This window comes from Anaerospora hongkongensis (assembly GCF_004339805.1).
Taxonomy (GTDB): domain Bacteria; phylum Bacillota; class Negativicutes; order Sporomusales; family DSM-15969; genus Anaerospora; species Anaerospora hongkongensis.
The window spans coordinates 90,892-113,153 of the sequence record NZ_SLUI01000013.1; the positions used below are offsets into that span (position 1 = coordinate 90,892).

The 22,262-nt window shown below is 45.3% G+C and carries 25 protein-coding genes; 9 read left to right on the forward strand and 16 right to left on the reverse strand.

The features are described 5' to 3' along the window. Positions 1–63 precede the first annotated feature (63 nt). The 4 genes from EV210_RS17495 (at position 64) to EV210_RS17510 (ending at position 3,165) form a co-directional block, all read left to right on the forward strand. On the forward strand, positions 64–375 hold the full coding sequence (locus tag EV210_RS17495; RefSeq protein ID WP_132082650.1) for a hypothetical protein: 312 nt from the start codon (positions 64–66) through the stop codon (positions 373–375). 1 nt (position 376) lies between these two features. Then, positions 377–637: a hypothetical protein gene (locus EV210_RS17500; RefSeq protein ID WP_132082651.1), complete on the forward strand. Its 261-nt coding sequence runs from the start codon at positions 377–379 to the stop codon at positions 635–637. Positions 638–992: 355 nt separating this feature from the next. Continuing rightward, positions 993–2,288 carry an NPN-dependent 2-hydroxyacid racemase, LarAH10 family gene (gene larAH10, locus EV210_RS17505; protein ID WP_132082652.1) on the forward strand — a complete coding sequence of 432 codons (1,296 nt, stop codon included), beginning with the start codon at positions 993–995 and terminating at the stop codon, positions 2,286–2,288. Positions 2,289–2,427: 139 nt separating this feature from the next. Continuing rightward, positions 2,428–3,165 carry a hypothetical protein gene (locus EV210_RS17510; protein WP_132082653.1) on the forward strand — a complete coding sequence of 246 codons (738 nt, stop codon included), beginning with the start codon at positions 2,428–2,430 and terminating at the stop codon, positions 3,163–3,165. A 62-nt stretch (positions 3,166–3,227) separates the two neighbouring features. On the opposite strand, the gene EV210_RS17515 is transcribed toward EV210_RS17510, so the two are convergent. Continuing rightward, on the reverse strand, positions 3,228–5,237 hold the full coding sequence (locus EV210_RS17515) for a sigma-54 interaction domain-containing protein (protein WP_132082654.1): 2,010 nt from the start codon (positions 5,235–5,237) through the stop codon (positions 3,228–3,230). 208 nt (positions 5,238–5,445) lie between these two features. On the opposite strand from EV210_RS17515, the gene EV210_RS17520 reads away from it, so the two are divergent. Genes EV210_RS17520 through EV210_RS17530 form a run of 3 tightly spaced genes read left to right on the forward strand, consistent with a single transcriptional unit; the run spans position 5,446 to position 7,698 of the window. Continuing rightward, positions 5,446–6,114: a nucleoside recognition domain-containing protein gene (locus EV210_RS17520; RefSeq protein WP_132082655.1), complete on the forward strand. Its 669-nt coding sequence runs from the start codon at positions 5,446–5,448 to the stop codon at positions 6,112–6,114. Next, positions 6,104–6,556, forward strand: coding sequence for a YjiG family protein (locus EV210_RS17525; RefSeq protein WP_132082656.1), 453 nt, complete (start codon positions 6,104–6,106; stop codon positions 6,554–6,556). Before EV210_RS17520 ends, EV210_RS17525 begins: the two co-directional genes overlap by 11 nt. A 20-nt stretch (positions 6,557–6,576) precedes the next feature. Further along, positions 6,577–7,698, forward strand: coding sequence for an amidohydrolase (locus EV210_RS17530; RefSeq protein ID WP_132082657.1), 1,122 nt, complete (start codon positions 6,577–6,579; stop codon positions 7,696–7,698). A 75-nt stretch (positions 7,699–7,773) separates the two neighbouring features. Here EV210_RS17530 and EV210_RS17535 read toward each other — a convergent pair whose 3' ends face one another. The 8 genes from EV210_RS17535 to EV210_RS17570 form a co-directional block, all read right to left on the reverse strand. Beyond that, the gene (locus EV210_RS17535) at positions 7,774–8,487 is read right to left on the reverse strand and encodes an ABC transporter ATP-binding protein (RefSeq protein ID WP_132082658.1); all 714 of its coding nucleotides are present in this window, start codon (positions 8,485–8,487) and stop codon (positions 7,774–7,776) included. 1 nt (position 8,488) lies between these two features. Further along, on the reverse strand, positions 8,489–9,250 hold the full coding sequence (locus tag EV210_RS17540; protein WP_132082659.1) for an ABC transporter ATP-binding protein: 762 nt from the start codon (positions 9,248–9,250) through the stop codon (positions 8,489–8,491). After that, on the reverse strand, positions 9,234–10,226 hold the full coding sequence (locus tag EV210_RS17545) for a branched-chain amino acid ABC transporter permease (RefSeq protein WP_132082660.1): 993 nt from the start codon (positions 10,224–10,226) through the stop codon (positions 9,234–9,236). The genes EV210_RS17540 and EV210_RS17545 overlap by 17 nt, the downstream gene beginning before the upstream one ends. Before the next feature lie 2 nt (positions 10,227–10,228). Beyond that, complete coding sequence (locus EV210_RS17550; protein ID WP_132082661.1) at positions 10,229–11,110, reverse strand: branched-chain amino acid ABC transporter permease; 882 nt, start codon at positions 11,108–11,110, stop codon at positions 10,229–10,231. 33 nt (positions 11,111–11,143) lie between these two features. Beyond that, entirely contained in the window at positions 11,144–12,304 is a 1,161-nt protein-coding gene (locus tag EV210_RS17555; protein ID WP_132082662.1) for an ABC transporter substrate-binding protein, read from the reverse strand. Positions 12,305–12,977: 673 nt separating this feature from the next. Further along, positions 12,978–13,763, reverse strand: a complete 786-nt coding sequence (locus EV210_RS17560; RefSeq protein WP_132082663.1) for a short-chain-enoyl-CoA hydratase — start codon at positions 13,761–13,763, stop codon at positions 12,978–12,980. Positions 13,764–13,806: 43 nt separating this feature from the next. After that, a complete protein-coding gene (locus EV210_RS17565; RefSeq protein ID WP_132082664.1) occupies positions 13,807–14,946 on the reverse strand; it encodes an acyl-CoA dehydrogenase in 1,140 nt (379 codons plus the stop codon). Between the two features lie 310 nt (positions 14,947–15,256). Further along, positions 15,257–15,682: a MarR family winged helix-turn-helix transcriptional regulator gene (locus tag EV210_RS17570; RefSeq protein ID WP_132082665.1), complete on the reverse strand. Its 426-nt coding sequence runs from the start codon at positions 15,680–15,682 to the stop codon at positions 15,257–15,259. Between the two features lie 266 nt (positions 15,683–15,948). Between EV210_RS17570 and EV210_RS22750 the strand changes: the two genes are divergently transcribed. After that, entirely contained in the window at positions 15,949–16,095 is a 147-nt protein-coding gene (locus EV210_RS22750) for a hypothetical protein (RefSeq protein WP_165898957.1), read from the forward strand. A gap of 48 nt (positions 16,096–16,143) precedes the next feature. Here the strand turns inward: EV210_RS22750 and EV210_RS17575 are convergent, their stop codons facing one another. Beyond that, positions 16,144–17,124, reverse strand: coding sequence for a 2-hydroxyacid dehydrogenase (locus EV210_RS17575; protein WP_243650615.1), 981 nt, complete (start codon positions 17,122–17,124; stop codon positions 16,144–16,146). 209 nt (positions 17,125–17,333) lie between these two features. Here EV210_RS17575 and EV210_RS17580 point away from each other — a divergent pair, with 209 nt between their 5' ends. Beyond that, positions 17,334–18,254 (forward strand): fumarylacetoacetate hydrolase family protein, encoded by a 921-nt coding sequence (locus tag EV210_RS17580; RefSeq protein WP_132082667.1) that lies wholly within the window; start codon positions 17,334–17,336, stop codon positions 18,252–18,254. 65 nt (positions 18,255–18,319) lie between these two features. Here EV210_RS17580 and EV210_RS17585 read toward each other — a convergent pair whose 3' ends face one another. The 6 genes from EV210_RS17585 to EV210_RS17610 form a co-directional block, all read right to left on the reverse strand. After that, positions 18,320–18,772: a GNAT family N-acetyltransferase gene (locus tag EV210_RS17585; protein ID WP_132082668.1), complete on the reverse strand. Its 453-nt coding sequence runs from the start codon at positions 18,770–18,772 to the stop codon at positions 18,320–18,322. Next, entirely contained in the window at positions 18,765–19,850 is a 1,086-nt protein-coding gene (locus tag EV210_RS17590; protein ID WP_132082669.1) for an alanine/ornithine racemase family PLP-dependent enzyme, read from the reverse strand. Before EV210_RS17590 ends, EV210_RS17585 begins: the two co-directional genes overlap by 8 nt. Positions 19,851–19,990: 140 nt before the next feature. After that, positions 19,991–20,503 (reverse strand): DUF2179 domain-containing protein, encoded by a 513-nt coding sequence (locus EV210_RS17595; RefSeq protein ID WP_132082670.1) that lies wholly within the window; start codon positions 20,501–20,503, stop codon positions 19,991–19,993. Between the two features lie 167 nt (positions 20,504–20,670). Beyond that, positions 20,671–20,997, reverse strand: a complete 327-nt coding sequence (locus tag EV210_RS17600; RefSeq protein ID WP_132082671.1) for a DUF1904 family protein — start codon at positions 20,995–20,997, stop codon at positions 20,671–20,673. A gap of 15 nt (positions 20,998–21,012) precedes the next feature. Then, positions 21,013–21,885 carry a radical SAM protein gene (locus tag EV210_RS17605; RefSeq protein WP_132082672.1) on the reverse strand — a complete coding sequence of 291 codons (873 nt, stop codon included), beginning with the start codon at positions 21,883–21,885 and terminating at the stop codon, positions 21,013–21,015. Between the two features lie 147 nt (positions 21,886–22,032). After that, the gene (locus tag EV210_RS17610; RefSeq protein ID WP_132082673.1) at positions 22,033–22,230 is read right to left on the reverse strand and encodes a hypothetical protein; all 198 of its coding nucleotides are present in this window, start codon (positions 22,228–22,230) and stop codon (positions 22,033–22,035) included. Positions 22,231–22,262 lie beyond the last annotated feature (32 nt).

Here is a 22,262-nt window from a genome sequence, read left to right on the forward strand (position 1 = left end):
ACTTTTTTACTGTGTCTGCATAGATTGTAATAGAACCAGCAATCAGCAAAAAGGAGGAGAAAAGTGCATATGGGATTCTTTGATGACATATGTAATAGACATTGGTGCGAGGAGCTAGAATGTAGCTGCGGAATTAATGTCGTAATATTTACAGCTGACGGCTTCGCCTTCTTCGGTTTATTGGACCGGGTAGAAGACGGCATCGTTATTTTGCTTCCGGCCGCAGGGGAAAATGAGGTGTTCATCTTAACTCCCGGAGGCGACGTAGTAACAGAAGAATTATCGTACATTGAGCTTTGCACTATCGTTGCATTATCGAAAAATGTAATTGGAAATCCTTTCGAGGAAGATGACTGCGAAAGAGGAGGGAAATAAGGTGAGCGACGAATTGGTAAATCGCGACTTTAACTGCCGTCTTCTTCATGTTTTACGGAGATTAGAGGGCGAAGAAGGCGTAAATATTAGAACGGTAGGCCTGTTCCAATTTAATGCGGAAGGACGACTGGCTCGCGTCGAAGACCGGCTGGCACTGCTTACGGATGTAGAAGTATTTCCACCGGGCTTAGACTATTCCTTCCATTTAAGTAATGTTACGGTTAATCTCTGCGCTATAACCTCTATTGGCCAAGGCTGCTAATACACACCTAACATATATGTCGATTACAGGAACTCGTTGAATTATCAACGGGTTCTAATTTTTTATATTATTGTCAGCTAAAATATTTAAGCCTGTGTATTGACTGTACAATGAACAATGTCTATAATAATACTCAAGCATAGTTGTGTGTACACAAAATACAACAATGTAATAATGTACACAAAGACCGTAGTTTGATACGACCGGTCTTAACCAGGTAGTACAGGTGCAATGCTGCACTACACCGCAGAGAGAGAACTCCGGCGGAAGGTCGTACTTTGCGACTTTCTGCGGAGTTTATTTTTTTAATAAAAGCTGCCAGAGAGAGCGAACGGAAACTATAGGAGGGATTCAAATGTTAAAAGAATACGCTTTAGGATTTGGTGATAAGGAACTAACCATTACCCTGCCGGAAGAACAAGTGATAAATGTGGTCGAAGGTAAGCCTGCGGACGCCATTAGCGATATCGCCGCCGCAGTAAAAGAGGCACTGAATCATCCGATTGACTCACCACCATTAAAAGAAGTAGTAAAATCAGGTGACAAAGTAGCCATTATTGCCAGTGATATTACCCGTCAATGGATTAAACACGACCAATTCCTGCCAGTGCTGCTTAATGAACTAAATGCAGCAGGCATCCCAGACCACGATATTAAGCTCGTCGTTGCGCTAGGTGCTCACCGCCATCATACTGACCAGGAAAATGTCCTTGTCTATGGTCAGGAAACTGTCAATCGCATACAAATCGTTCAAAGTCATGCACCCACTGAAGAAGACTTTGTCTATGTCGGCAAAACTTCACGCGGTGTAGATACTTATTTCAATAAGCATGTAGTTAACGCCGATAAAGTCATTTTAACAGGCGGCATTGTCTATCATTTGATGGCAGGCTTCGGAGGCGGCCGCAAAGCTGTTATGCCTGGTATTTCCGGTTATGCTACCATTCAGGGAAACCATAGTTTCTGCCTGCATGATGTAGTTGGTCAAGGAGTTAGCCCTCACTGTGTCTCAGGCAAATTGGAAGGCAATAATATGCATGAAGACATGACTGAAATGGCCGAATTATTAAACCCGGCATTTTTACTAAATGTCGTTTTCAACGCCGAAGGAAAATTTGCCCGTTTTGTCGCAGGTCATTGGTATAACGCCTGGTTGGAAGGAACGCGTACAGTTGAACGGATTTTCGGCGTACCTATTAATGGCAAAGCTGATTTGGTTATCGCTTCTGCTGGTGGTTTTCCGAAAGATATTAATCTTTATCAGGGTTCGAAAACTATTGATAATGCCTTTATGGCCACAAAACAAGGCGGCGTCATCATTCTGCTGTTAGAGTGCCGTGATATTATGGAGCCGCCGGATTTCAGCAGCTGGTTCAATTATGAGTCTTTGTATGACCGCGAAGTTGCCCTGCGCGAAGGCTTTACCGTTCCAGGGTTTATTGCTGTAAAATGCGGTCTTATGGCGAAAGAAATACCGCATATCGTTGTAACCCTTCCTGAAAACAAAGCGTTTATTGAAAAAGCCGGTATGATAGCCGTATCGACGCTGGAGGAAGCCATGGCAATTGCCGAAGAAAAGCTCGGCCGCAAGGATTATACCATTACCGTTATGGCTCATGCCGCAAATACAGTGCCCGTTCTACAAGCTTAGTAAAATGCAAGGAGTGTCCAGACCGTTCAACACGGTATGGACACTCTTTTTTCTTCAAGTTGACCACATATCGCAACGCTGTTACACTAGTAGTAATTGGAAAGTCTAATTGTTAAAGTTTTTTGTGAGGTGGGATTGCATGACCCGAAACTTACTTAGGCTAATAATAGTTATGTCCTTAATTTTACTATGCACTACAGCAACAGCTAAAAACACCAATTGGAAAGACCCTGCTTTTGATTTTAAAAAAGTAAAAACAATTTTTATGTTAGATCCCACTTTTACATTTATTAATATTCCCGAGACTAGCAAAAATAAATTCAACAAATATCCTAACTTTAAAGAAAAAATAAATGTTCTACTGGAAGAACGGCTAAAAAAGAAAAAACAGTTTCGCATTGTCTCATCAGCATATATAGAGGAACAAATTAAAGGTGATCCCGATTTGCCATTGCTTGAAACGGTAAGCAGCGAAATATTTGCTGCTGCACTTCCTAAGCATGTAAATCTAGTACTAGAGACAAAAGTAAATGATTTTGGCTGGTACTATTATTACGTAGCAGCGTATGACACTACGGAAACTCAGATGGAACGAGTAAAATATGGCGGAGTCACTCCCGAAGGAAAAGAATATTCCGGCTGGATTGAAATCCCTAAAACTGTTACCGTTCACCACGATGCCTATTATGACGTTTCTGATTGCGCGGAAATAGAAATGAGATTAATTGATCCAGTTACGCAAAAATCCGTCTGGATTTATACGGACATACGCTCTCGTGATTCCCGCTCTTGGACTGACGGGTACGATAAAACAGGTCCCGAATCAATGATGAATCGAATACTCAATGAAGCATTTAAGAAAATACCACTTTCATAGATAACAAGAAAGACAGGCTGTTTGGCTAAACTGGTACTTGCCAAAGCAGCCTGTCTTTTTACTTACCTGCCGTTATCAGCTATCAATGCCTTCCCTTTTTTCGTCAGTTCCAAGCCGTTTCTACCCCGGTTGACAATAATATATTGCTGTTCCTCCAGATAAGCAATATGTCGCCGCATAGCACTTTCGGGAATCCCCAGCTTACACGCCAATGACCTGCGACCAACTGGCCGATAGCTCTGATTGGCATGATCAATGGCTGATAACAGCAGGTGAACAGTAGCTGTTTCACTTTGGCGGGGCGCAGTATCCAAATAAGTAGCCAGTATTTCTTCCGGCAGCAGCTGCTCACTGGGACTCTCGGCTGGACAGAGGCTGACTAAATGCTCTACCGCATTTTGCAGTTCCCGGATATTGCCCGGCCAGTCATACGCGGTCAGATAAGGCGCAACCAGCCGCAAATACTCTTCCGCCTCTAACATTGGGCGAAACTTACAATATTCCTGATAAAAGAAACCTGCCAGCAGCAGGATATCCTGCTTTCTTGCTCGCAGTGGCGGTAATTTAATCGGCAAAACCTTCAGGCGGTAATATAAATCCTCGCGGAATTTTCCTTGCCGGATAAGCGCTTGCAGATCGACGTTTGTGGCTGAAATCACACGCACATCAACGGGAATAAGCTGAGCACCGCCGATGCGGCGGACCTGTTTCTCCTGCAGCACTCTCAGCAGTTTAACCTGGAAGGATAAAGGAGCGTCACCGATTTCATCTAAAAAAATCGTTCCCTTATGGGCTTGTTCAAATAATCCGGGTGCGCCGCCTTTTTTGGCACCAGTAAAGGAGCCTTCGCTATAGCCAAACAATTCACTTTCCAGCAGACTCTCGGTAAGAGCTGCAAAGTTTACCGCAATAAAGGGGCCTTTGCGGCGCGAAGATACATTATGAATTCCCTGGGCAAACAACTCCTTACCTGTGCCACTTTCGCCCTGGATCAGAATTGGTGATTCAGAGCTTCCCAATTTGCACGCCAATGCTTTTGCCCGCTTAATTTCTTCACTTTCCCCAATAATCTGTTCCAGTGTATACCGGGCAAAGTTTTGCTGACGAACTAAATTTCGGCGCAACTCTTCTTCCATGCGTTGAATTTCAGTCACATCTTTAAACGTGTAAACCTTACCACCCGACCCGCCTTTTTGCATTGCGGCGGTGGTAACAATCCACTGACGGTTATTTATTCTAATAATCTGCTCTTCATCGGCTGCTTTAGAAAAAATCCGGAAACTATTTTTGTCGAGCAGCTTTGCATTCAGTTTTTTGCCAATTACATCGTCACTGTTTAGGTTCAATAGTTCGGCGGCAATTGAGTTTATGACAGTAATATTGTTTTTCTCATCAAAGGCAAGGATGCCATCGTGAACCCGGTTAATAATGACTTGCAGCTGATGCTGCATTTGACTATGCCTGGCTGCCAGCAGCCTGGTTTGCTTAATAAAATCTATCATCTCCCTGACGTAGTTCGCCGACAGTAAATTGGCGGTATCATCCAATAAAGAAAGCGCTCCTAAAATTTCTACCAGAGTAGTAAAATCGATGTTCCGGTGTCCGATGTCAATGACCTGCTGCACAAAATCGGGAACCAGCTCTTCTTGTCCGGTAGTAACCGCTATCTTTAAGCGTGGATACTGACTGGTATCAGGTGCACAAGGATAATACCGGATGTGATCCATTCCCAGCGCTTCTAATAATAAAATTGTTTCTACCGTAGTTGTCAGTAAATCACTTACCAATAATACTTCCGTACCTTCCGGTATGGTAAACAGCCGCTCTATTTCATGATAATTGATTGACCGTCTGGCAACAATGACTGGACAGCTTGCGGCAATATATTGCTGCGCTTCCTGATAGATCTGCTGGCTGGTAATAACAACAAGATCTTCGTCACTTATGAATTTCATATTTCCTTCCAGGTAATAGCCGATAACGCTGACTTTATCCTTTAAGAGGCCCTGCAGCTGCGCTGTCAGTGCGTTGGACGTATTCTGGCGTTTGGAAATGAGTGCGAGTTTTTTCACTGGTTATATCCTCCCAAAGAGTTAAATGCAGCAATTAAGGGATAAAAAGGGATGAAAGGGGATATCCCTTTTTATCCCTTAATTGTTTATTTTACAATAAAAACCGGCAATAATCTAGCCCCACTCATTGTTTTAGACACAAATGGCCACTGGCATAATACTTGCATACTCATATGGTGGAAAACCCAAAATGCTAAGGAGGATGAAAATGAACAACACTGAACCCCAATACCAGTCGCAGCCAACTTCTTCTGTTCCCGTATCCGGTTATATCATCTTAGTTATTGCTATTTTAATTTTTTCCGGCATTTTCGCCGGCTCTAAGGGCTGGATTTCCATCTTAGATTTTGATACCCTGAACGGCAAATTCGGCACAATGAAAGATACCGCCAAAGCCACCTTCGTCGGAGCCGGAGGCATTGGAGCCAAAGACGGCTTTATGTTTGCCTTAAGCCTGGTACCAGGCGTTATGCTGGCTTTGGGTATCATTGAAGTGGTCGAGCATCTCGGCGGATTAAAAGCAGCCCAAAAACTCTTGTCGCCTATCTTGCGTCCGATTCTGGGCATTCCCGGAATTACCGGTGTTGCACTGATATCCAGTTTGCAAAGCACAGATGCCGGGGCCGGTATGACTCGCGCCCTCTATGAAAACGGCCAGCTAACAGACAAGGAGCGGCTGATATTCTCTGCCTTCCAGTTTACTGCCGGAGGAACTGTTACCAACTATTTAAGCTCCGGGTCCGCACTTTTTGCTTTCCTCACCGTTCCCACAATGTGGCCTTTGGTCGTCCTGTTTTTAATGAAGATTTTTGGTGCTAACATTATGCGCTTCTACTTATACACTGTGGATCGGAGGAATATCACCAATGAACGATAAAACAATCATTGACGTATTTGTTGAGGGTGCGAAGAAGGGCTGGAATATGGGTGTTAACAACATCATCCCCAATGTCCTTATGGCTTATGTCTGTATTCTCATCCTGCAGGTAACCGGGTTACTCACTTTGCTCGGCAACTTATTTACTCCGGTTATGGCAGTTTTCGGTCTGCCCGGCCAGTCGGTTATGGTACTGTTCAGCGCTATGATGTCTATGGGCGGTGCAGTCGGCGTGGCCCACGGACTCTACACTAACGGGATTCTCAATGGTACTCATATTACGATTTTAATTCCCGCTATCTATTTACTCGGCTCAAAAATTCAATATTTCGGTCGTTTACTCGGCACGGTAGGTATTCCTGCTAAGTATTACCCTGGCTTATTAGCTATTTCCGTAATAAATGCCGCTGTTGCTATGCTGCTAATGCGCCTCATTGCCTAACAAATATACGGAGGATTATTATGACAACATCACAAACACGAGTCCAGCAAGTCTGGCAAACTCTCCATGGCATACCGGAAGTTGGCTTTGCCGAAATCAAAACTTCCGCTTATCTGGCAGCTCAACTTGAAGCCGCCGGTTATCAGGTTCGCACAGGCGTTGGTAAAACGGGTGTCATTGGAACACTTACCGGCGCCCTGCCCGGCCCTACCCTTGCCCTGCGAGCAGATATGGATGCCTTGGCTCACATGATCGACAACCAGGAGTGTGCTATCCACTCCTGCGGCCATGATGCCCACTCCGCTATTGTACTAACCGCCGCAGAGGAACTTGCCCGCAGGGGAATTGCCAAAGGAACGCTGAAAATACTATTTCAACCTGCAGAAGAAAAATTATTTGGTGCTATCCGCATGATAGAGGATGGAGCCATTGACGATGTTGATGTTCTACTGGGATTGCATCTACGCCCAATTCAGGAAGCCAGGCTAGGCCAGGCGACTCCAGCGCTGTATCACGGCGCAAGCTACGTAATGAACGCCTCGCTCCAGGGAGCTGCCGCTCACGGTGCAAGGCCTCATCTGGGTATTAATGCTATTGACGGGGCTGCAGCAGCTGTCCAGGCTATTAATGCCATTCGCGTAAATCCTGTTATTGCCTCTTCTGTGAAGGTTACCAAACTTCATGCCGGTGGTCCTGCGTCTAACGCCATCCCCGATCAAGCCCTAATGACAGTTGATCTCAGAGCACAAGATAATGCTACAATGGAAGAACTATTAAAAAAGACTGCCCACGCCATAGAAGCAGGTGCCGCCACGGTAGGCTGTCAGGCAGAAGCAACCGTACTTGGCGGTTGTCCTGCCGCTGAATACAGTCCTGCGATTGTCAATTTGGCCAAAGAAGCAATTCAACATGTACTGGGCAGCACTGGCCTGCTTGATCCTATTACTACGCCCGGTGGTGAGGACTTTCATTTTTACGTGAAGCATAAGCCAACGCTGCAGGTTGGTTATTTGGGATTAGGAGCTAATCTGACTCCCGGTCTTCACCACCCGGGCATGACTTTTGATAAAGCTTGCCTGCCCCATGGCGTAGATATTCTTCTTTATATGGTCGACAAAGTACTGGAATTAAAAAAAAGCTAGAGCTCTGGGACAACGAAACCGTCCCCCTGACAATATTAAAGGCTGTGTGAAGAAACTTCACACAGCCTTTATTGTTTAGCACACTTTTCTTCCGCCTAGGTAAGCTTCCATAACTCTGGGGTCATTGGCAATATCCTCCGCCTTGCCGTGCAAAACAATCCGCCCTGTTTCCATGACATATGCATAATGGGCAATTTTAATGGCTTGACGGACATTTTGTTCTACCAACAGTACCGTTGTACCATCTTGATTAATTTCCTGGATTACCTTAAAAATGTCAGCTACCACCAGAGGTGCCAGCCCCATAGAAGGTTCATCCAACAGCAGCAGCTTCGGTCTCGCCATCAATGCTCTGCCAATTGCCAGCATCTGCTGCTGACCTCCGGAAAGTGTTCCGCCTAATTGCTGCTTACGCTCTTCTAAAATGGGAAAGCGGTTAAAAACTTTTTGAATATCCTGGCTAATCCCATTATCATTGCGCTGAAAGGCTCCCATCTCCAGATTTTCCAGCACCGTCATTTGCGATAAGATACTGCGCCCTTCGGGAACAAGCGAAATGCCTTTATTGACAATTTTGTGCACCGCCATGGCGGTAACATTTTCGCCGTGAAACTCTATTTGTCCTGACTGAGGCTTAATCAGCCCCATAATGGTTTTCATTGTGGTAGTCTTACCCGCGCCGTTGGCACCGATAAGCGACACGATTGAACCCTTGGGGACGGCAATATCAACGTTTTTCAGGGCTGTTATGCTGCCATAACCAGCCACAAGCTGCTGAATGCGAAGCATATTATGCGTCCTCCTTTCCTAAATAAGCCTCAATGACTTCCGGATTCTCCTGTATATCTGACGGTATTCCTTCTGCTATTTTCCGGCCAAAATTCAATACGACCAGTCTTTCGCAAATACTCATCATCAAATGCATATCATGTTCAATCAGAATAACTGCCTTGCCAAGCTGCTGAATTTTGGTAATGAGCAGCCGCAAATCCTCTGTTTCACTTTCATTCATGCCAGCCGCGGGCTCATCGAGCAGAACAAGCTCAGGATCGGTAGCAAGCGCCCTGGCAATCTCCAGTCGGCGCTGCTTGCCGTAAGATAGCGCACCTGCCAGTGTATTCACTTCATCCGCAATTCCAGTTAACCGCAGCATCTCTATCGCCCTGGCCTTAATAGCTTGCTCTTCGCCACGCTGTTTTGCGGTCCTCCACAGACCTTGCCAAAGGCCGGCATTTGTCCGGCAATGAGCACCGATCATGACATTTTCCAGAACACTCATTTGTCCGAATAAGCGGATGTTTTGAAAAGTACGGGCGATCCCTAGTTCCGTAATTTTGTGCGGTTTGATACCTGTTATCGGTTGCTCCCGGTAATAGACAGCACCGGCACTAGGCTGTAGCACACCGGTAATAAGGTTAAACAATGTCGTTTTTCCCGCCCCGTTCGGGCCAATTACACCAAGGATTTCTCCTGCTTTTACATCAAAACTGATGCCTGATAATGCAGCCAGACCACCAAAATTCTTACTTACCTTTTCAAGCTTCAGCATCATCTGCAGGCCTCCTTGACGCTTCTGTATTGCCCGGTCTGACTCTCAGCCCGGGCATTTTCGACCGCCAAAAGCGAATCGTATCTTCGCCAATGAGTCCCTGAGGTCTGAATATCATCATGACAACTAAAATAGCACCATAGATCATTTCGCGATACTCCGCAACCGAACGCAGCACTTCAGGAAGTGACGTTAAAATGACAGCGCCCAGCAGCGGCCCCCATACCACATTGCTGCCGCCAAAGACAGCAAACAGCAAAATTTCCACTGCACGATGGTACGAAAAGTCTTTTGGACCAATGTAGAAGGTAAGATGCGCCGCCAACCCCCCGGCGATCCCTGCAACAAAGGCTCCCAGAAAAAAAGCCAGCAATTTATAATATACGGTATTCACACCCGTTACTTCCGCAGCATGCTCATCTTCTTTTATTGCTGCAAAGGCACGGCCAATTCGGGAACTGCGCAGCCTGAGTGAGAAAAACACGAGAAAAACCACCAGAAGAGCAAGTAAAAGAATAACAGCCAGGTTACTCACTTGCTGCAGGGTAAGACCCAGTATCCCCTGTCCCAGACCCGCGGCAGCCAACAGCTTACCGATGCTAATACTTAATGACGGTATGCCCGAAAGGCCCAGTGCGCCATTCGTAATCTTCATGTTCAGGATAATGACCCGTACAACTTCGCCAAAGCCAAGCGTAGCAATTGCTAAATAGATTCCTTGAAGACGAGTTGTCGGAATACCAATTACTGCAGCCAGCAGACAGGCGGCAATACCACCTGCCGGTATGGCAAGAAAAATAGGCAGCCCCGCTTTTAACGACAATAAGGCGGATGTATAAGCGCCAATACTCATAAATCCTGCATTCCCCAAAGACAGTTGTCCTGTAGACAATGTTAAATAAATACTAATGCCAAGTATGGCATTGATCAGCATAAACATCGCAATTTGCAAATAATAGGGATTCAGTAACGCTTCCAAATTTATCGCCTCCCTTCAGAAGCCCGGCTGCCAAACAGCCCTTGTGGCCGTAAAAACAGCAAAAATATGATAAGTCCGAAAGCCACCGCTTCCCGGTAGGAAGAAGACCCGTAAGCGACGCTGAACACTTCGGCAATTCCCAGAATTAGTCCGCCCACCATTGCACCGGTTATATTGCCAAGCCCACCCAATATCAGTACTGCCAGCCCTTTAAATCCCATTGATATGCCCATAGTAGGCTCAACGGCATTGAAAGCCAGCCCCACCAGCACTCCTGCAACCGCACCAAGTCCCGATGCCAGCATGACGGTCAATACAATCACTTTGCGGGTATCAATCCCCAGCAAACCGGCCGTTTCGATGTTTTCTGCAGTAGCGCGGATGGATTTACCCAGTTTTGTTTTATCAAGCCAGAATTTGAGCGCAATCATTAATCCACAGGAAACAGCCAGAATAATAATTTGGATTAGCGAGATTTTTAAGGAGCCAACTTCAAACAGCTGCCCTGCATAGATAGGCGGAAAAGACTGGGCCTGGGGCCCAAAAATTTTTAGGGCCAGGCTCTCAAGAAAAATGGATACTCCAATTGTACTAATCAGCGGTGCCAGATGAGATACTTCGCGCCGGCGCAAGGGCCGGAGCGCTACCCGTTCCAAGAGATATCCCAGAAGCGCTCCTACTGCCATAGCACCTGCCAAAGCGGCAAAAATGCTGACATTGAACTTTGTTACAAGCAGCAAGCCGACAAAAGCCCCAATCATGAATATTTCACCATGCGCCATATTTACGATGTTCAGCACACCGAATATCAAAGTATAGCCTAACGCAATCACTGCATACGTACTGCCTAATGTGAGGCCATTGACTACCTGTTGCAAGAACACTCTCTTCACCCCTTTTCTTAACTATGCCTCTTCTTATTTTAACTCGGTAAATTTACCGTCTTTGACAACCAGAATGGTTACATCCATTGCCGGATTCCGCTTGGCATCAAATGCAAATTTACCAGTTACTCCCTGAAAATCTTTTACTGTCGCCAAACTGTCGCGCAGTTTTTTACGGTCAGTAGTCGATCCCGCGTTTTCGATGGCATTTGCCATAATATATAAAGCATCATAAGCCTGGGCTGAAAATTGATCAGGTTCCTTGTTGTATTTTGCCTTAAAAGCCGCCACAAAGTTCTTCACTTTTTCATCTTCTTTGCCGGGATACCACGGGCTGGCGACAACAGCTCCTTCTGCCGCACTGCCTGCAAGTTTAATCAATTGAGGCGAATTAAAGCCATTATTGCCAATTACAGGGACCGTAACGCCTATTTCCCGGGCCTTTTTCAAGATAAGCGCCGCTTCCTGATATAAGGCTGAAATAAAAATCGCATCCGGCTTTAGTGCAGCAATCTTGGTCAATTGTGCTGAGAAATCGGTATCTTTATCCGCAAAAGTTTCTACTGTTACTGTCTCTAAGCCATTATCCTTAATTGCCTGTTCAAAGGTCTTAAAGCCAGATACAGTAAAATCATTATTATTAGAATACATAATGGCAACTTTTTTCAGCCCTAATTTTTCTTTGGCCTTTTTCACTACACTCGGCAGCGCCAGCGACTCCGGCAAGGAGTTCCGGAATACATAGTCGCCGATATCCGTAATTCCTTCGGCTGTAGTGGAGGTACCCATAATGGAGACACCGGCCTGACTGGCAATCGGTCCGGCAGCAAACATTTCACCGCTCAATGTAGGTCCGATAATTGCCAGGACATTATCTTTATGAATTAGCTTATTTGTTGCATTAATTGCTTCATTTTTTTCCCCTTTTGAGTCTTCAAACACAAGCTCTAGTTTCGTTTTCCCTTTGGCATTAATTTCATCCGTGGCAAGCTCTAAGCCTTGGCGGATCGCTTCTCCATAAGCAGCTCCACCGCCACTCAGGAAAGATACCACTCCTATTTTAGCCGCTCCTGCTGCGGAATTACCGCTCTGCGCCGGCGCCTGGCCGCCGCCACATCCGGCTGCCGTCGCTGCAAAAACCATCGCAAGAGCCGCTGCCGTCCATTTTCGTATCTGCTTTTTCATTTTCATCATCTTTATTTCCACCCTTCATTTTTTTATTTTTCATTAATCATCAATATAATAATCATCAGCCATATTGAAATGTCCAGCACACCTCCCCTTTCGCTGTAAAAAATAGAAAGCCCCTACTGGACAGATAACCTGCCAGTAGGGGCGTGGAATCGCGGTACCACCCTACAATTATACTCTCAGCCCGGCCTGATGCTGATGGCCGAACCTCCTGTAACGCCGGACAGCGCTTAGACCTAAAGTATACTTGAATCCAGTATACATCTTCAGTCAAAGAGTTCATGGGCGAAGTAGCGGCAACAGTCACGCACCGGCTTGCACCAACCGCCGGCTCTCTGAGCGCTTACCTTGTTGCTTTTATCCCAATCATTACTTTTTGTTTTACTTATAAAATTAAAAAACTGCAGAAGATTTCCTGAAGCAAGAAACCTTCCGCAGAGTCTTTTATCCTCACGGTGTGGCGCAGCACCATTGCCGCACTTGCATCGCTCGGACCAGCCTGTATGTAACAGCGGAACCCTAGATGCACTTTCTTACGATGTAATTTATACTTGTTATTCATTATCACAGGACATCCGTCTTTTGTCAATAGGTGCATTGATCAAAATTTACAATGTTACAGAAAAAGCACAAAAGCTTCGTGTAGTTGCACTACCGAAGCTTTTGCCCAAATAAACTACTTTCCGGTAAAAACAGCCTTACGCTTTTCTACAAAAGCAGCCATACCCTCTTTTTGATCCGCAGTCGCAAAACAGAGACCAAAAACCTCTGCTTCAAAGGCTACGCCTGATTCCAAATCAACATCAAGCCCTTCATTGACAGCAGCTTTGCAAAGCTCGACCGCAACAGGACCACGGGTCATAATCTTTTGCGCCATCGTCTTGGCCGCATTCAGCAGGTCTTCCGGTGCGGTTACCTGATTAGCCAGGCCAATACGGTATGCCTCAGCCGCATCAATCATGTCCCCGGTGAACAGCAGTTCTTTGGCACGCCCTTTGCCCACAAGGCGAGGCAGGCGCTGAGTACCGCCAAATCCCGGCGGAATTCCTAAGCTCACTTCCGGCTGGCCAAATTTCGCTTTTTCCGAAGCGATACGGATGTCACAAGCCATTGCCAATTCGCAGCCTCCCCCCAGGGCAAAACCATTAATGGCAGCAATTACCGGCCTGGGGAAGTTTTCAATTTTGTTAAATACAGCCTGCGCAAATTTAGCCCACTTGCGTCCCTCGACAGCAGACATCGGCAGCATAGCGGTAATATCCGCACCGGCAACAAAGGATTTCTCCCCGCCGCCGGTAATGATCACGGTTTTTACAGTCTGATCCTCGGCTAATTGATCGAATAGCTCGTTAAGCTCCTGCAGGGTATCGTAATTGAGGGCATTCAATGCCTTGGGGCGATTAATGGTAATAATACCGACTCCACTGGCTACTTCAAACAGTAAATTCGCATAATCACGCATCGGTAATGCTCCTTTTTCATCCATTTATGCTCAGAACAAACGATTATCGTAATATATTTCCGGCAATTACCATACGCTGCGCCTCATTTGTGCCTTCATAGATTTGCGTAATTTTGGCATCGCGCATAAATCGCTCAACAGGATACTCACGGCTGAAGCCATATCCGCCGTATATTTGAACAGCCTCTGTCGTAACATCCATCGCAGCATCAGAAGCAAACATTTTGGCCATAGCAGCCTCTTTCGAGTAAGACAAGTGCCTGGATTTGTGATAAGCTGCCCGGTAAGTCAGAAAACGGGCTGCATCCACTTTTGTTGCCATATCGGCCAATTTAAAGCTGATTGCCTGATTAGAAGCAATCGGTTTGCCAAACTGTACTCTTTGTTTAGCGTATCTAATGGCAGACTCAAGAGCGCCCTGTGCAATCCCAACAGCCTGAGCGGCAACGCCGATCCGTCCGCCATCCAGCGTAGTCATCGCAATTTTAAAGCCTTCCCCTTCCTTGCCAAGCAGATTGCAGGCAGGAACACGGCAGTTTTCCATGATAACTTCCCGCTGCACGGAGGAACGGATACCCATTTTCACTTCTTTTTTCCCAAAGGATAAGCCCGGTGTGCCTTTCTCCACAATAAAAGCACTCATGCCCTTAATGCCGGCCGCCTTGTCCGTTGAAGCAATAATAACTTCAATTTCCGCCTCCCCGCCATTCGTGTTAAATACTTTTGTGCCATTCAACAGATAGTATTCACCATCACGTACAGCTGTTGTGGAAGCATTGGCAACATCAGTTCCGGCATTTGGTTCTGTCAGACCAAACGCACCAAGCTTTACTCCCTCGGCTAACGGCCGTAAAAACTTTTGTTTTTGCTCTTCTGATCCATAATGAAAAATCGGCCAGGAACACAGCGAAGTATGAACAGATAAGCCTATGCCAGTTGAAGCGCAGACACGGGAAACTTCTTCAACGGCAATAGCATACGCCAGGAAATCACTGCCGGCACCGCCATATTCTTCCGGATAGGGCAGCCCTAAAAAGCCAAGCTCTCCCATTTGATCAAAAATTTCCCTGGAGAACAGTTCTTTTTCATCTCGCTCTGCAGCAGTCGGTGCAATTGATTTCTCCGCAAAATCTCTCACCATTTTACGAATACTTTCCTGTTCTTCCGTTAACACAAACTCCATTTTTTCTACCTCCCAATATTGTTATAGATACCTGCGCTAAATTACTAGGTTCACCATCCTTTCACTAGCAGAAATTATTTATACAATAATTTTGGATATTGTAATTTTGCATGCAAAATTTATGTGAAAAAAAGAGAAATTATAATTTCTCTTTAGTTTATTGAGAACCGTCGTTCCCAGGCCGTTCAGAAAGTCCCAGATGCTAGAAAGGCCGAGGAAGCGAGCGAAGACAGTACAGCGCCGGTACGACAAGCGAGCTCCCGCAGGCCTGCCAACGCAGATGGGGCTTTATCAACGGCCTGAAGAGAAATTATAATTTCTCATAAATATTCAGCAGTACTTTCCGGAAGATACGCACTTCTTCCTCACTGCAGCCTGCCAGCATTGTCTTGGCAACACTTTGCATAATGGCAACTGCTTGTTCACGAATGGCATTTGCTTCCTCTGTCAAATAAATGCAATACGAACGCCGGTCTTCAGGAACATCGGCTCTGGATACCAGATGAGCCCGCTCCAAACGGTCAATCAATCCTGTCAGCGTTGAATTATCCAAATAACTTTTCTTACTCAATTCGGTAATCGAAACCCCATCACCCTTATAGAGAGCATATAAAACTACCAACTGACCTGGCGTTATGCCGAGACCATGCTCTTCTAACAGTTTTTTGGTGAACTGGAAGTGTTTTTGTTCTGACTTAGCAAGTAACATACAAACATTATCAAATATTTCTAGCACATTTATCCTACCTTTTTACTTTGTTGGCTAATATTTTGCATTCATACTATTATTTTAGTTGTTTTTTGAAAAGTTTGCAAATATTTTCTCAGTCATTCTCAGTAAATTTTAATCTTGACATTATCGTATATTGAATTATACTAAAGCCAGAAACTATTTTGCAAGCAAAATATATTTACGCAAACCATTACTACAAGACTCCACGTTATTTTTTTACGTATATATTTTGCATGCAAAACACTAATTCATTTAAAATTGGAGGGATTATGATGCGTTGTGCAATCTTTTCTTTTGGTTCAAACCATCTCCTTACTCTCGTAAGCCTGTTGATTGATTCCCATCAGGTCATCAACAGCAAAAAGCCAGCGTCTACTGCCTGCGGCATTGCCAGAATCTATTACTCCTACTGCTAGTATAAAATGCCTGGAGACTGCAGCGCTGCAGTCTCCAGGCATTTTTCATTAATAATTAACTGACCTGTTAACGCACGCCGGCAGCGGCTTGCCAGCCAGTCCGGCTAACAAATTATCCGCAGTGAGCACCGCCATAGCCGTACGCGTTTCCACTGTCGCACTGCCAATATGCGGTGCAATAAGAATATTCGGCAGTTTTAGCAGCGGATGATTTCCTGGCAGTGGTTCAGGATCAGTTACATCAAGTGCAGCATAGGCAATTTTTCCAGTTTCCAACGCTTCTAGTAATGCCGGCGTATCAACAACCGCCCCCCGTGATGCATTAACAAAATAAGCCGTCTTCTTCATTAGGGCAAATTCCTTCCGGCCGAACAACCCCCTGGTTTCAGCAGCAAGCGGTGTCAATACAATAATGCAGTCGGCCTCAGTCAACAGTTCTGTAAAACTGCGGTATACAGCACCGATTTGCGGTTCATCAGAGCGTCGGTTCCGATTGTGATAAATTATATTCATGCCAAAAGCCCGCGCTCTTCTTGCCACAGCAACACCAATTTGTCCCATACCGACAACACCAAGTGTTTTTCCTGTAAGATCCATACCGAAAGAAATATTGTTACCTGGTACCCAATGCCCGCCTTTAACAAAATTCCAGGCCTCGTGCAGGCGGCGTGCTGCGCAAAGCAATAAACCAAAAGTTAATTCCGCTGTTGTTTCTACTAAGACTCCTGGAGTATTGCCAAAGGGAATCCCTCTTTTGGTACAGGCAGCAATATCAATATTATCGTAGCCAACAGCCGCCTGAGCAATAACTTTAAGTTCCGGGGCATGTTGCAGCAGTTCTTCATCTACCCGGACATTCCCACTGGCGATCAGCCCATGAGCATCTTTAAGCCACTCTATCAGTTGTTCGCGCGGTATCGGTTCTGCCTTTTCCCATAGCTTTACTTCACAGTTAGCCAAAATGTTTTGTAAAGCCGGTTCCATTAGTCTGTTGGTCATTACTACTTTATACTTGGTCAAACATATCACCTCAACAACTTTTCTCTCGGTTAAAACAGAAATAGGTTTCGTAATTATTGGTTCCCCGTGCCGGCTGAGAATCCTGCTTACAGCAAAACGCTCGGCAAGCAGTGAAATTACTAAATGCTGGGACCTATTAAGCTATAGCTATATCATTTATTAGAAAATTATGGTATAACGGTGATAGAAAATCCTTTTATAAACAAAGGAGGTCCGTCATGCGCTTTATTTCTTATAAATTTGCCGGCCAGGCTGCCATTGGTTTACTGACAGGCCCCGATCAGCAGCACGTTATCCCTCTGCTGGCAGGTGAGCGCCGCTACTTAGGGAAGACAGAACTGCCGTCCACTATGCTGGGTCTAATTGAGCAAGGCGATACCGCTCTGGAAAAGGTTCGGGCAATTGCGGCAAAGGCAGCCGATGATCCGGTCAGCGAAATTGAACTACGATTAGACCAGGTACATTTACTGGCGCCAATCCCGCGTCCCTTAAAGAACATCTTTTGTATTGGGAAAAATTATGCGGAACATGCTATGGAATTTGACAAAACTACAGATCCCAGCATAGCCATTCCCCAGCATCCGGTCATTTTTACGAAAGCACCAACTACCGTAATCGGCCCCGGTGCCGGGATAAAATGCCATAGTTTAGTTACGAAAGCACTTGACTACGAAGTAGAGCTGGCAGTAATTATCGGCAAACGCGGTTCCTATGTCAAGCCGGAAGAGGCAATGGACTATGTCTTTGGTTACACCATACTAAACGATATTACCGCCAGAGATCTGCAAAAGCAGCACCTCCAGTGGTTCCGGGGAAAAAGTCTCGATACCTCGGCACCGATGGGGCCCTGTATCGTACATAAAAGTGAAATTCCCAATCCCGGTAATCTCACTGTATCGTTAAAGGTTAATGGCGAAACACGGCAGCATGCCTCAACAGCAGATTTTCTATTTTCCATACCAACGCTAATTAGCACACTGTCGCAAGGCATTACACTGGAAGCTGGCGATATTATCTCAACAGGAACACCTGCAGGCGTTGGCGCCGCACGGAAACCGCCACAATTTTTGCAGCCTGGTGATATGCTGGAATTAACAATCAGCGATATCGGAACACTAATGAATCCCGTTATTGATTAAAATAAGCCTGCCCCGAATCTTGCCTTATGCAAAGATTCGGGGCAGGCTTATTTGCAGAAGGACAGTTATGCCGGCAGGCGGCATTTCATCACCAGCCTGTCTTCTCCTTCGCCGTATTCTGCTTTGCGGAAGCCGGTCGTAACAAAACCGAATTTTGTTTCATACAGCTTAACCGCACGGGTATTTTCCGGAGCTACAGTTAGTTCCACTTCCTTTAGCCCATAACGAATTAAACGCCGGAAGCTTTCTGTCAGCAATTGCGTACCTACTCCCTTGCCCTGCCAGTGCCTGCAGACGGAAACTCCCACTAAATAAGCTTTATACGGTTCATCCCAATCCAGCATATATTGAATCGCTCCGACTATTTCCCCATCACGCCTGATGGCAAAAACGCGTCCATGCCTAATTAGCGGCACAAGATGCCATTCATTCATGCCGCCGCTGCCAAATGCTTCCCTGTCCATTTCAACTAAGCGGCTGATTACCGCATCCTCGACCGTACCTATTTCTTCAATCATATTTTTTCTCCTTAAATTCCTTTTTAACATATTTGGAATCACAAGCAGAAAGCAGGCCCGCATAGGTCAAATGAAAAGAAAGTTCATCGCCAACATATATTTCTCGCTGCGAATCGGTTATATCCACTATCAAATGATCGCTGCTTGCCCCCATAACTTCTATATTGGCATCTACCGGCACCACTCCATCAATGTTAACGTCTTGCTTCCCTAAAGCCAGAATGGCTCTGTTACGAATCCCTTTATCCACAAAATGAGGAATGTTGCCGAAGGCATCACGACCAACATTGCCAATCGGTACCGATGGCTTATATTTCACTTCAATAACTTCAGCCCGCAGGCGAAAAGCATCATGACAAAGACCGGGAATAATCCTGCTGTTCGTGGTATCTGTTCCTAACAATATTCCTTCGCCGATTCGCAGCTGATTTACCCCTGCAGGCATTTTTTTCGTTTCAACCAGCAGTAGCGATGACGTCCCGCCGCCTGATATAACATCAATTGTTATACCCAGCTTATCTTCTACGGCTTTTTTTAAATTAACCAGTACACTCAAGTTGTCCTGTTCAGGCAAAATCCCGCCAAAGCAACCCATATTAGTGCCTAGTCCTTGCAGGTGCACCCCTGGCATTTGCGATATGCGCGCTACCGTCTCAACTACATCACCTTGTAAAACGCCTTCGCGAAGATCACCGACATCTACCATGAGAATAACCTGATGAACTCGCCCGGCCTGACGAGCCGCTTGCCCCAGTGCTTCAATTACAGTCACTTCGGAGTTAATACTGACGTCAGCGTAACGCACCACTTCTTTCACATTACTCAGTCGCGGTATTCGCAGCAGTGTTATGGATTGTCCAAAGCCCCTGCTTCTAAGCTCTTCAATATTTTCCAGCCTTGAGTCCGCTAAGCCATCTACGCCGCCTTCAATCATCGCTGCGACAATTTGATGAATGGCCGTAAATCCTTTCGTTACTCCCAATACAGCGATCCCCTGGGCATGACAACTTTCAACAATGCGGGACGTATTGGTTCTGATTTTATCCAAATCAACCTCAAGCACAATGCTGTTCATCATAAGCTTTCCCCCCAGCCCTCACCTGCTACCTTGATGACAATCTCTTATCCAGTATCAGACAACCTGAATATCTAATGAAAGTTGTTAGTTTATTATACTTTTTTTTTATAATAATTGTCAAAAGTACTTTTCTAAGTATTTTAACGTGTCGTAATAAAATGACCACCTCGTATTGCCCGTGCATCCGATACCGTAACAAACGCTTTTTCATCCCACTGAAAGATTAATTTCTCCAGTTTTTGCAAACGTCGGCGTTCTAATACAACATTGAGTAAATGGTAGCTGCCTTCTTTCCCCTGACAGGATACCAGTGTAACTCCAAAACCCTGCTCACGCAGATGAGCGGCGAACGATACACCATCCTGCTGAGTAATAACCCACATGATAAGAAAACCCATTGCCAGCTTTTCTTCCAGCCACACCCCCACTATATTGCCTGTGGAGAAGCCTAATGCATAAAAAATAAGACTGGTCCATTCGTTCAGCGTGTTAAATACATAGCGGAGCGCTACAATGTAAATAAGAATTTCCACAAAACCAATGGCGCCGGCCAGCAGTTTATGGCCGCGCATCAGCATAATCGTTCGGATAGTGGCAAGCGATACATCAGCCACTCTTGCAAAAAAAATAATGATATATCCGGCGAATTCCATGCAACCATCTCCTTGCCGGAAAAAATTCATCCCGGTAAAATTATAATTCCCCTGCGCAAGACAAGGTATCCTTGCTTTTCATGGGAGTTGCTAATTGAACGAGTATAACAGCCTCAAAAAAACAAACGGTCTGACTTCAAAAGAAATCAGACCGCCTAAACCAGTTTCTAATAATGACATCCATTTTCATAGTATTTGGTTTCACTTAGCACCAGAAAATAAATTTCCACCTGATGATAACCAGCACCGCGAATGTGCTTGTCCAGGATGGCAGCCGCCTGATCCTGAACAGTCTGCCCTCGGTCAAACCAATTGACCTGTACAACAGGATCGCCTTTTCTGATTTCCCCGTCGGCAATCAAGATCGTTGGCAGCAATTCAATCGTAAAGTACTCTCTGGGGCAGCCGATACACTCTGTTAATTCTGTTACCAGCTGCTTGCTGATCAGTTGAATATCCTTTTGGTCCATACCTCGAATCATAATTTGCGGCATTTCACCAGCCTCCTTTTATAGTCCGCCACATTCGGGCAAACGGAAAACTTCTTCCGGCATTGCAAGCAGCTTATGAATCGTATCAATCATTTCCTGCTTATCTTCAGGCAAGCGCCCATTTACGTAAGCGTAGTTGGAAGCATGATCACTATACAAAAGACTTGTGGACTGTAAATTCGCAATCAATACTTCCGTCTCCCGTAAAGCTTCATGAGGTCTGAGCAGACCGAATTCTCCTGCCTCCCATCGCTCCTTTTGTATAGTTTCCTCCATGGGAATAAAGGTTCTCAAACGAATAAACTCAGGATTAATTTCATTTAAAATCCTGGCGCTGGCAACTGCATGCTCCCTGCTGCGTTCTCGGCCGCCAATCCCAATCATGACATATTCACTAAGTTCAATACCGGCAGCACGAATTTTTTTCCCAGCGGTAATTACCGCTTCCGCATCTGCCCCCTTCTGAATCCGGCTTAAGGTAATATCGTCACCGCTTTCGATACCAGAGTGTATCCGGCTTAATCCGGCACTTTTTAACCGCTCCAGTTCGCTGGCGTTCTTCAGATTAATAAATTGCGTTGAGCCATATAAAGTAATGCGACTGCAAGCAGGAAACAACTCACGTGTGTAACGGAATATTTCCTCTAGCTGCTCGGTTTTCATAATAATCGTATTCCCATCAGGGAAAAAAACCGACTTGACCGCAGTACCATAATGAGCTTGTGCCAGGCGTAAATCTTCTTTAATTTCTTCTAGCGGCCGTATCCGAAATGCTTTATCTTTATACATGGCACAAAAAGTACATTTATTGTGGGGACAGCCAATAGTTGCCTGAATCAGCAGACTGTCAGCCTCACTGGGCGGACGGTATACAATACCCTCATAACGCAAATTCTTCCCCTCCTTCTGCTTTGCATTATTGTTATTGTACGGCATTCAGCACTATTTTTCCATGTAAAAAATTAAAACACTCTGCCTGTAAATAAAAAGCTTGTCAGCGCATTACTGACAAGCCAAAAATTTCACTATAAATAATTCCTATTGTTCCCCGAGTTTAAGAAAAATGTTAAAATCAGCCCAATTAAATGCTGCATAACGAATATCATCACTTACCATGGAATGACGGGACATAATTAATTTGGTAAGCTTTCCGCAATTTAAATCATTCATTGCCAGTTCAATTATCTGCTCTCGCGAGCTTACCTCTATTTTTGCAGCACCTGCATGCACCATCATTATCACTCCTTTAGTTAGACATTAGTTCCAGA

Bases quoted from the DNA above. Each gene is read 5' to 3' on its own strand.
- EV210_RS17610 (WP_132082673.1), bottom strand. From the start codon at position 22,230: ATGATGGTGCATGCAGGTGCTGCAAAAATAGAGGTAAGCTCGCGAGAG.
- EV210_RS17580 (WP_132082667.1), top strand. From the start codon at position 17,334: ATGCGCTTTATTTCTTATAAATTTGCCGGCCAGGCTGCCATTGGTTTA.
- EV210_RS17510 (WP_132082653.1), top strand. From the start codon at position 2,428: ATGACCCGAAACTTACTTAGGCTAATAATAGTTATGTCCTTAATTTTA.
- EV210_RS17585 (WP_132082668.1), bottom strand. From the start codon at position 18,772: ATGATTGAAGAAATAGGTACGGTCGAGGATGCGGTAATCAGCCGCTTA.
- EV210_RS17520 (WP_132082655.1), top strand. From the start codon at position 5,446: ATGAACAACACTGAACCCCAATACCAGTCGCAGCCAACTTCTTCTGTT.
- EV210_RS17595 (WP_132082670.1), bottom strand. From the start codon at position 20,503: ATGGAATTCGCCGGATATATCATTATTTTTTTTGCAAGAGTGGCTGAT.
- EV210_RS17525 (WP_132082656.1), top strand. From the start codon at position 6,104: ATGAACGATAAAACAATCATTGACGTATTTGTTGAGGGTGCGAAGAAG.
- larAH10 (WP_132082652.1), top strand. From the start codon at position 993: ATGTTAAAAGAATACGCTTTAGGATTTGGTGATAAGGAACTAACCATT.
- EV210_RS17600 (WP_132082671.1), bottom strand. From the start codon at position 20,997: ATGCCGCAAATTATGATTCGAGGTATGGACCAAAAGGATATTCAACTG.
- EV210_RS17555 (WP_132082662.1), bottom strand. From the start codon at position 12,304: ATGATGAAAATGAAAAAGCAGATACGAAAATGGACGGCAGCGGCTCTT.
- EV210_RS17590 (WP_132082669.1), bottom strand. From the start codon at position 19,850: ATGATGAACAGCATTGTGCTTGAGGTTGATTTGGATAAAATCAGAACC.
- EV210_RS22750 (WP_165898957.1), top strand. From the start codon at position 15,949: ATGATGCGTTGTGCAATCTTTTCTTTTGGTTCAAACCATCTCCTTACT.
- EV210_RS17565 (WP_132082664.1), bottom strand. From the start codon at position 14,946: ATGGAGTTTGTGTTAACGGAAGAACAGGAAAGTATTCGTAAAATGGTG.
- EV210_RS17560 (WP_132082663.1), bottom strand. From the start codon at position 13,763: ATGCGTGATTATGCGAATTTACTGTTTGAAGTAGCCAGTGGAGTCGGT.
- EV210_RS17530 (WP_132082657.1), top strand. From the start codon at position 6,577: ATGACAACATCACAAACACGAGTCCAGCAAGTCTGGCAAACTCTCCAT.
- EV210_RS17535 (WP_132082658.1), bottom strand. From the start codon at position 8,487: ATGCTTCGCATTCAGCAGCTTGTGGCTGGTTATGGCAGCATAACAGCC.
- EV210_RS17540 (WP_132082659.1), bottom strand. From the start codon at position 9,250: ATGATGCTGAAGCTTGAAAAGGTAAGTAAGAATTTTGGTGGTCTGGCT.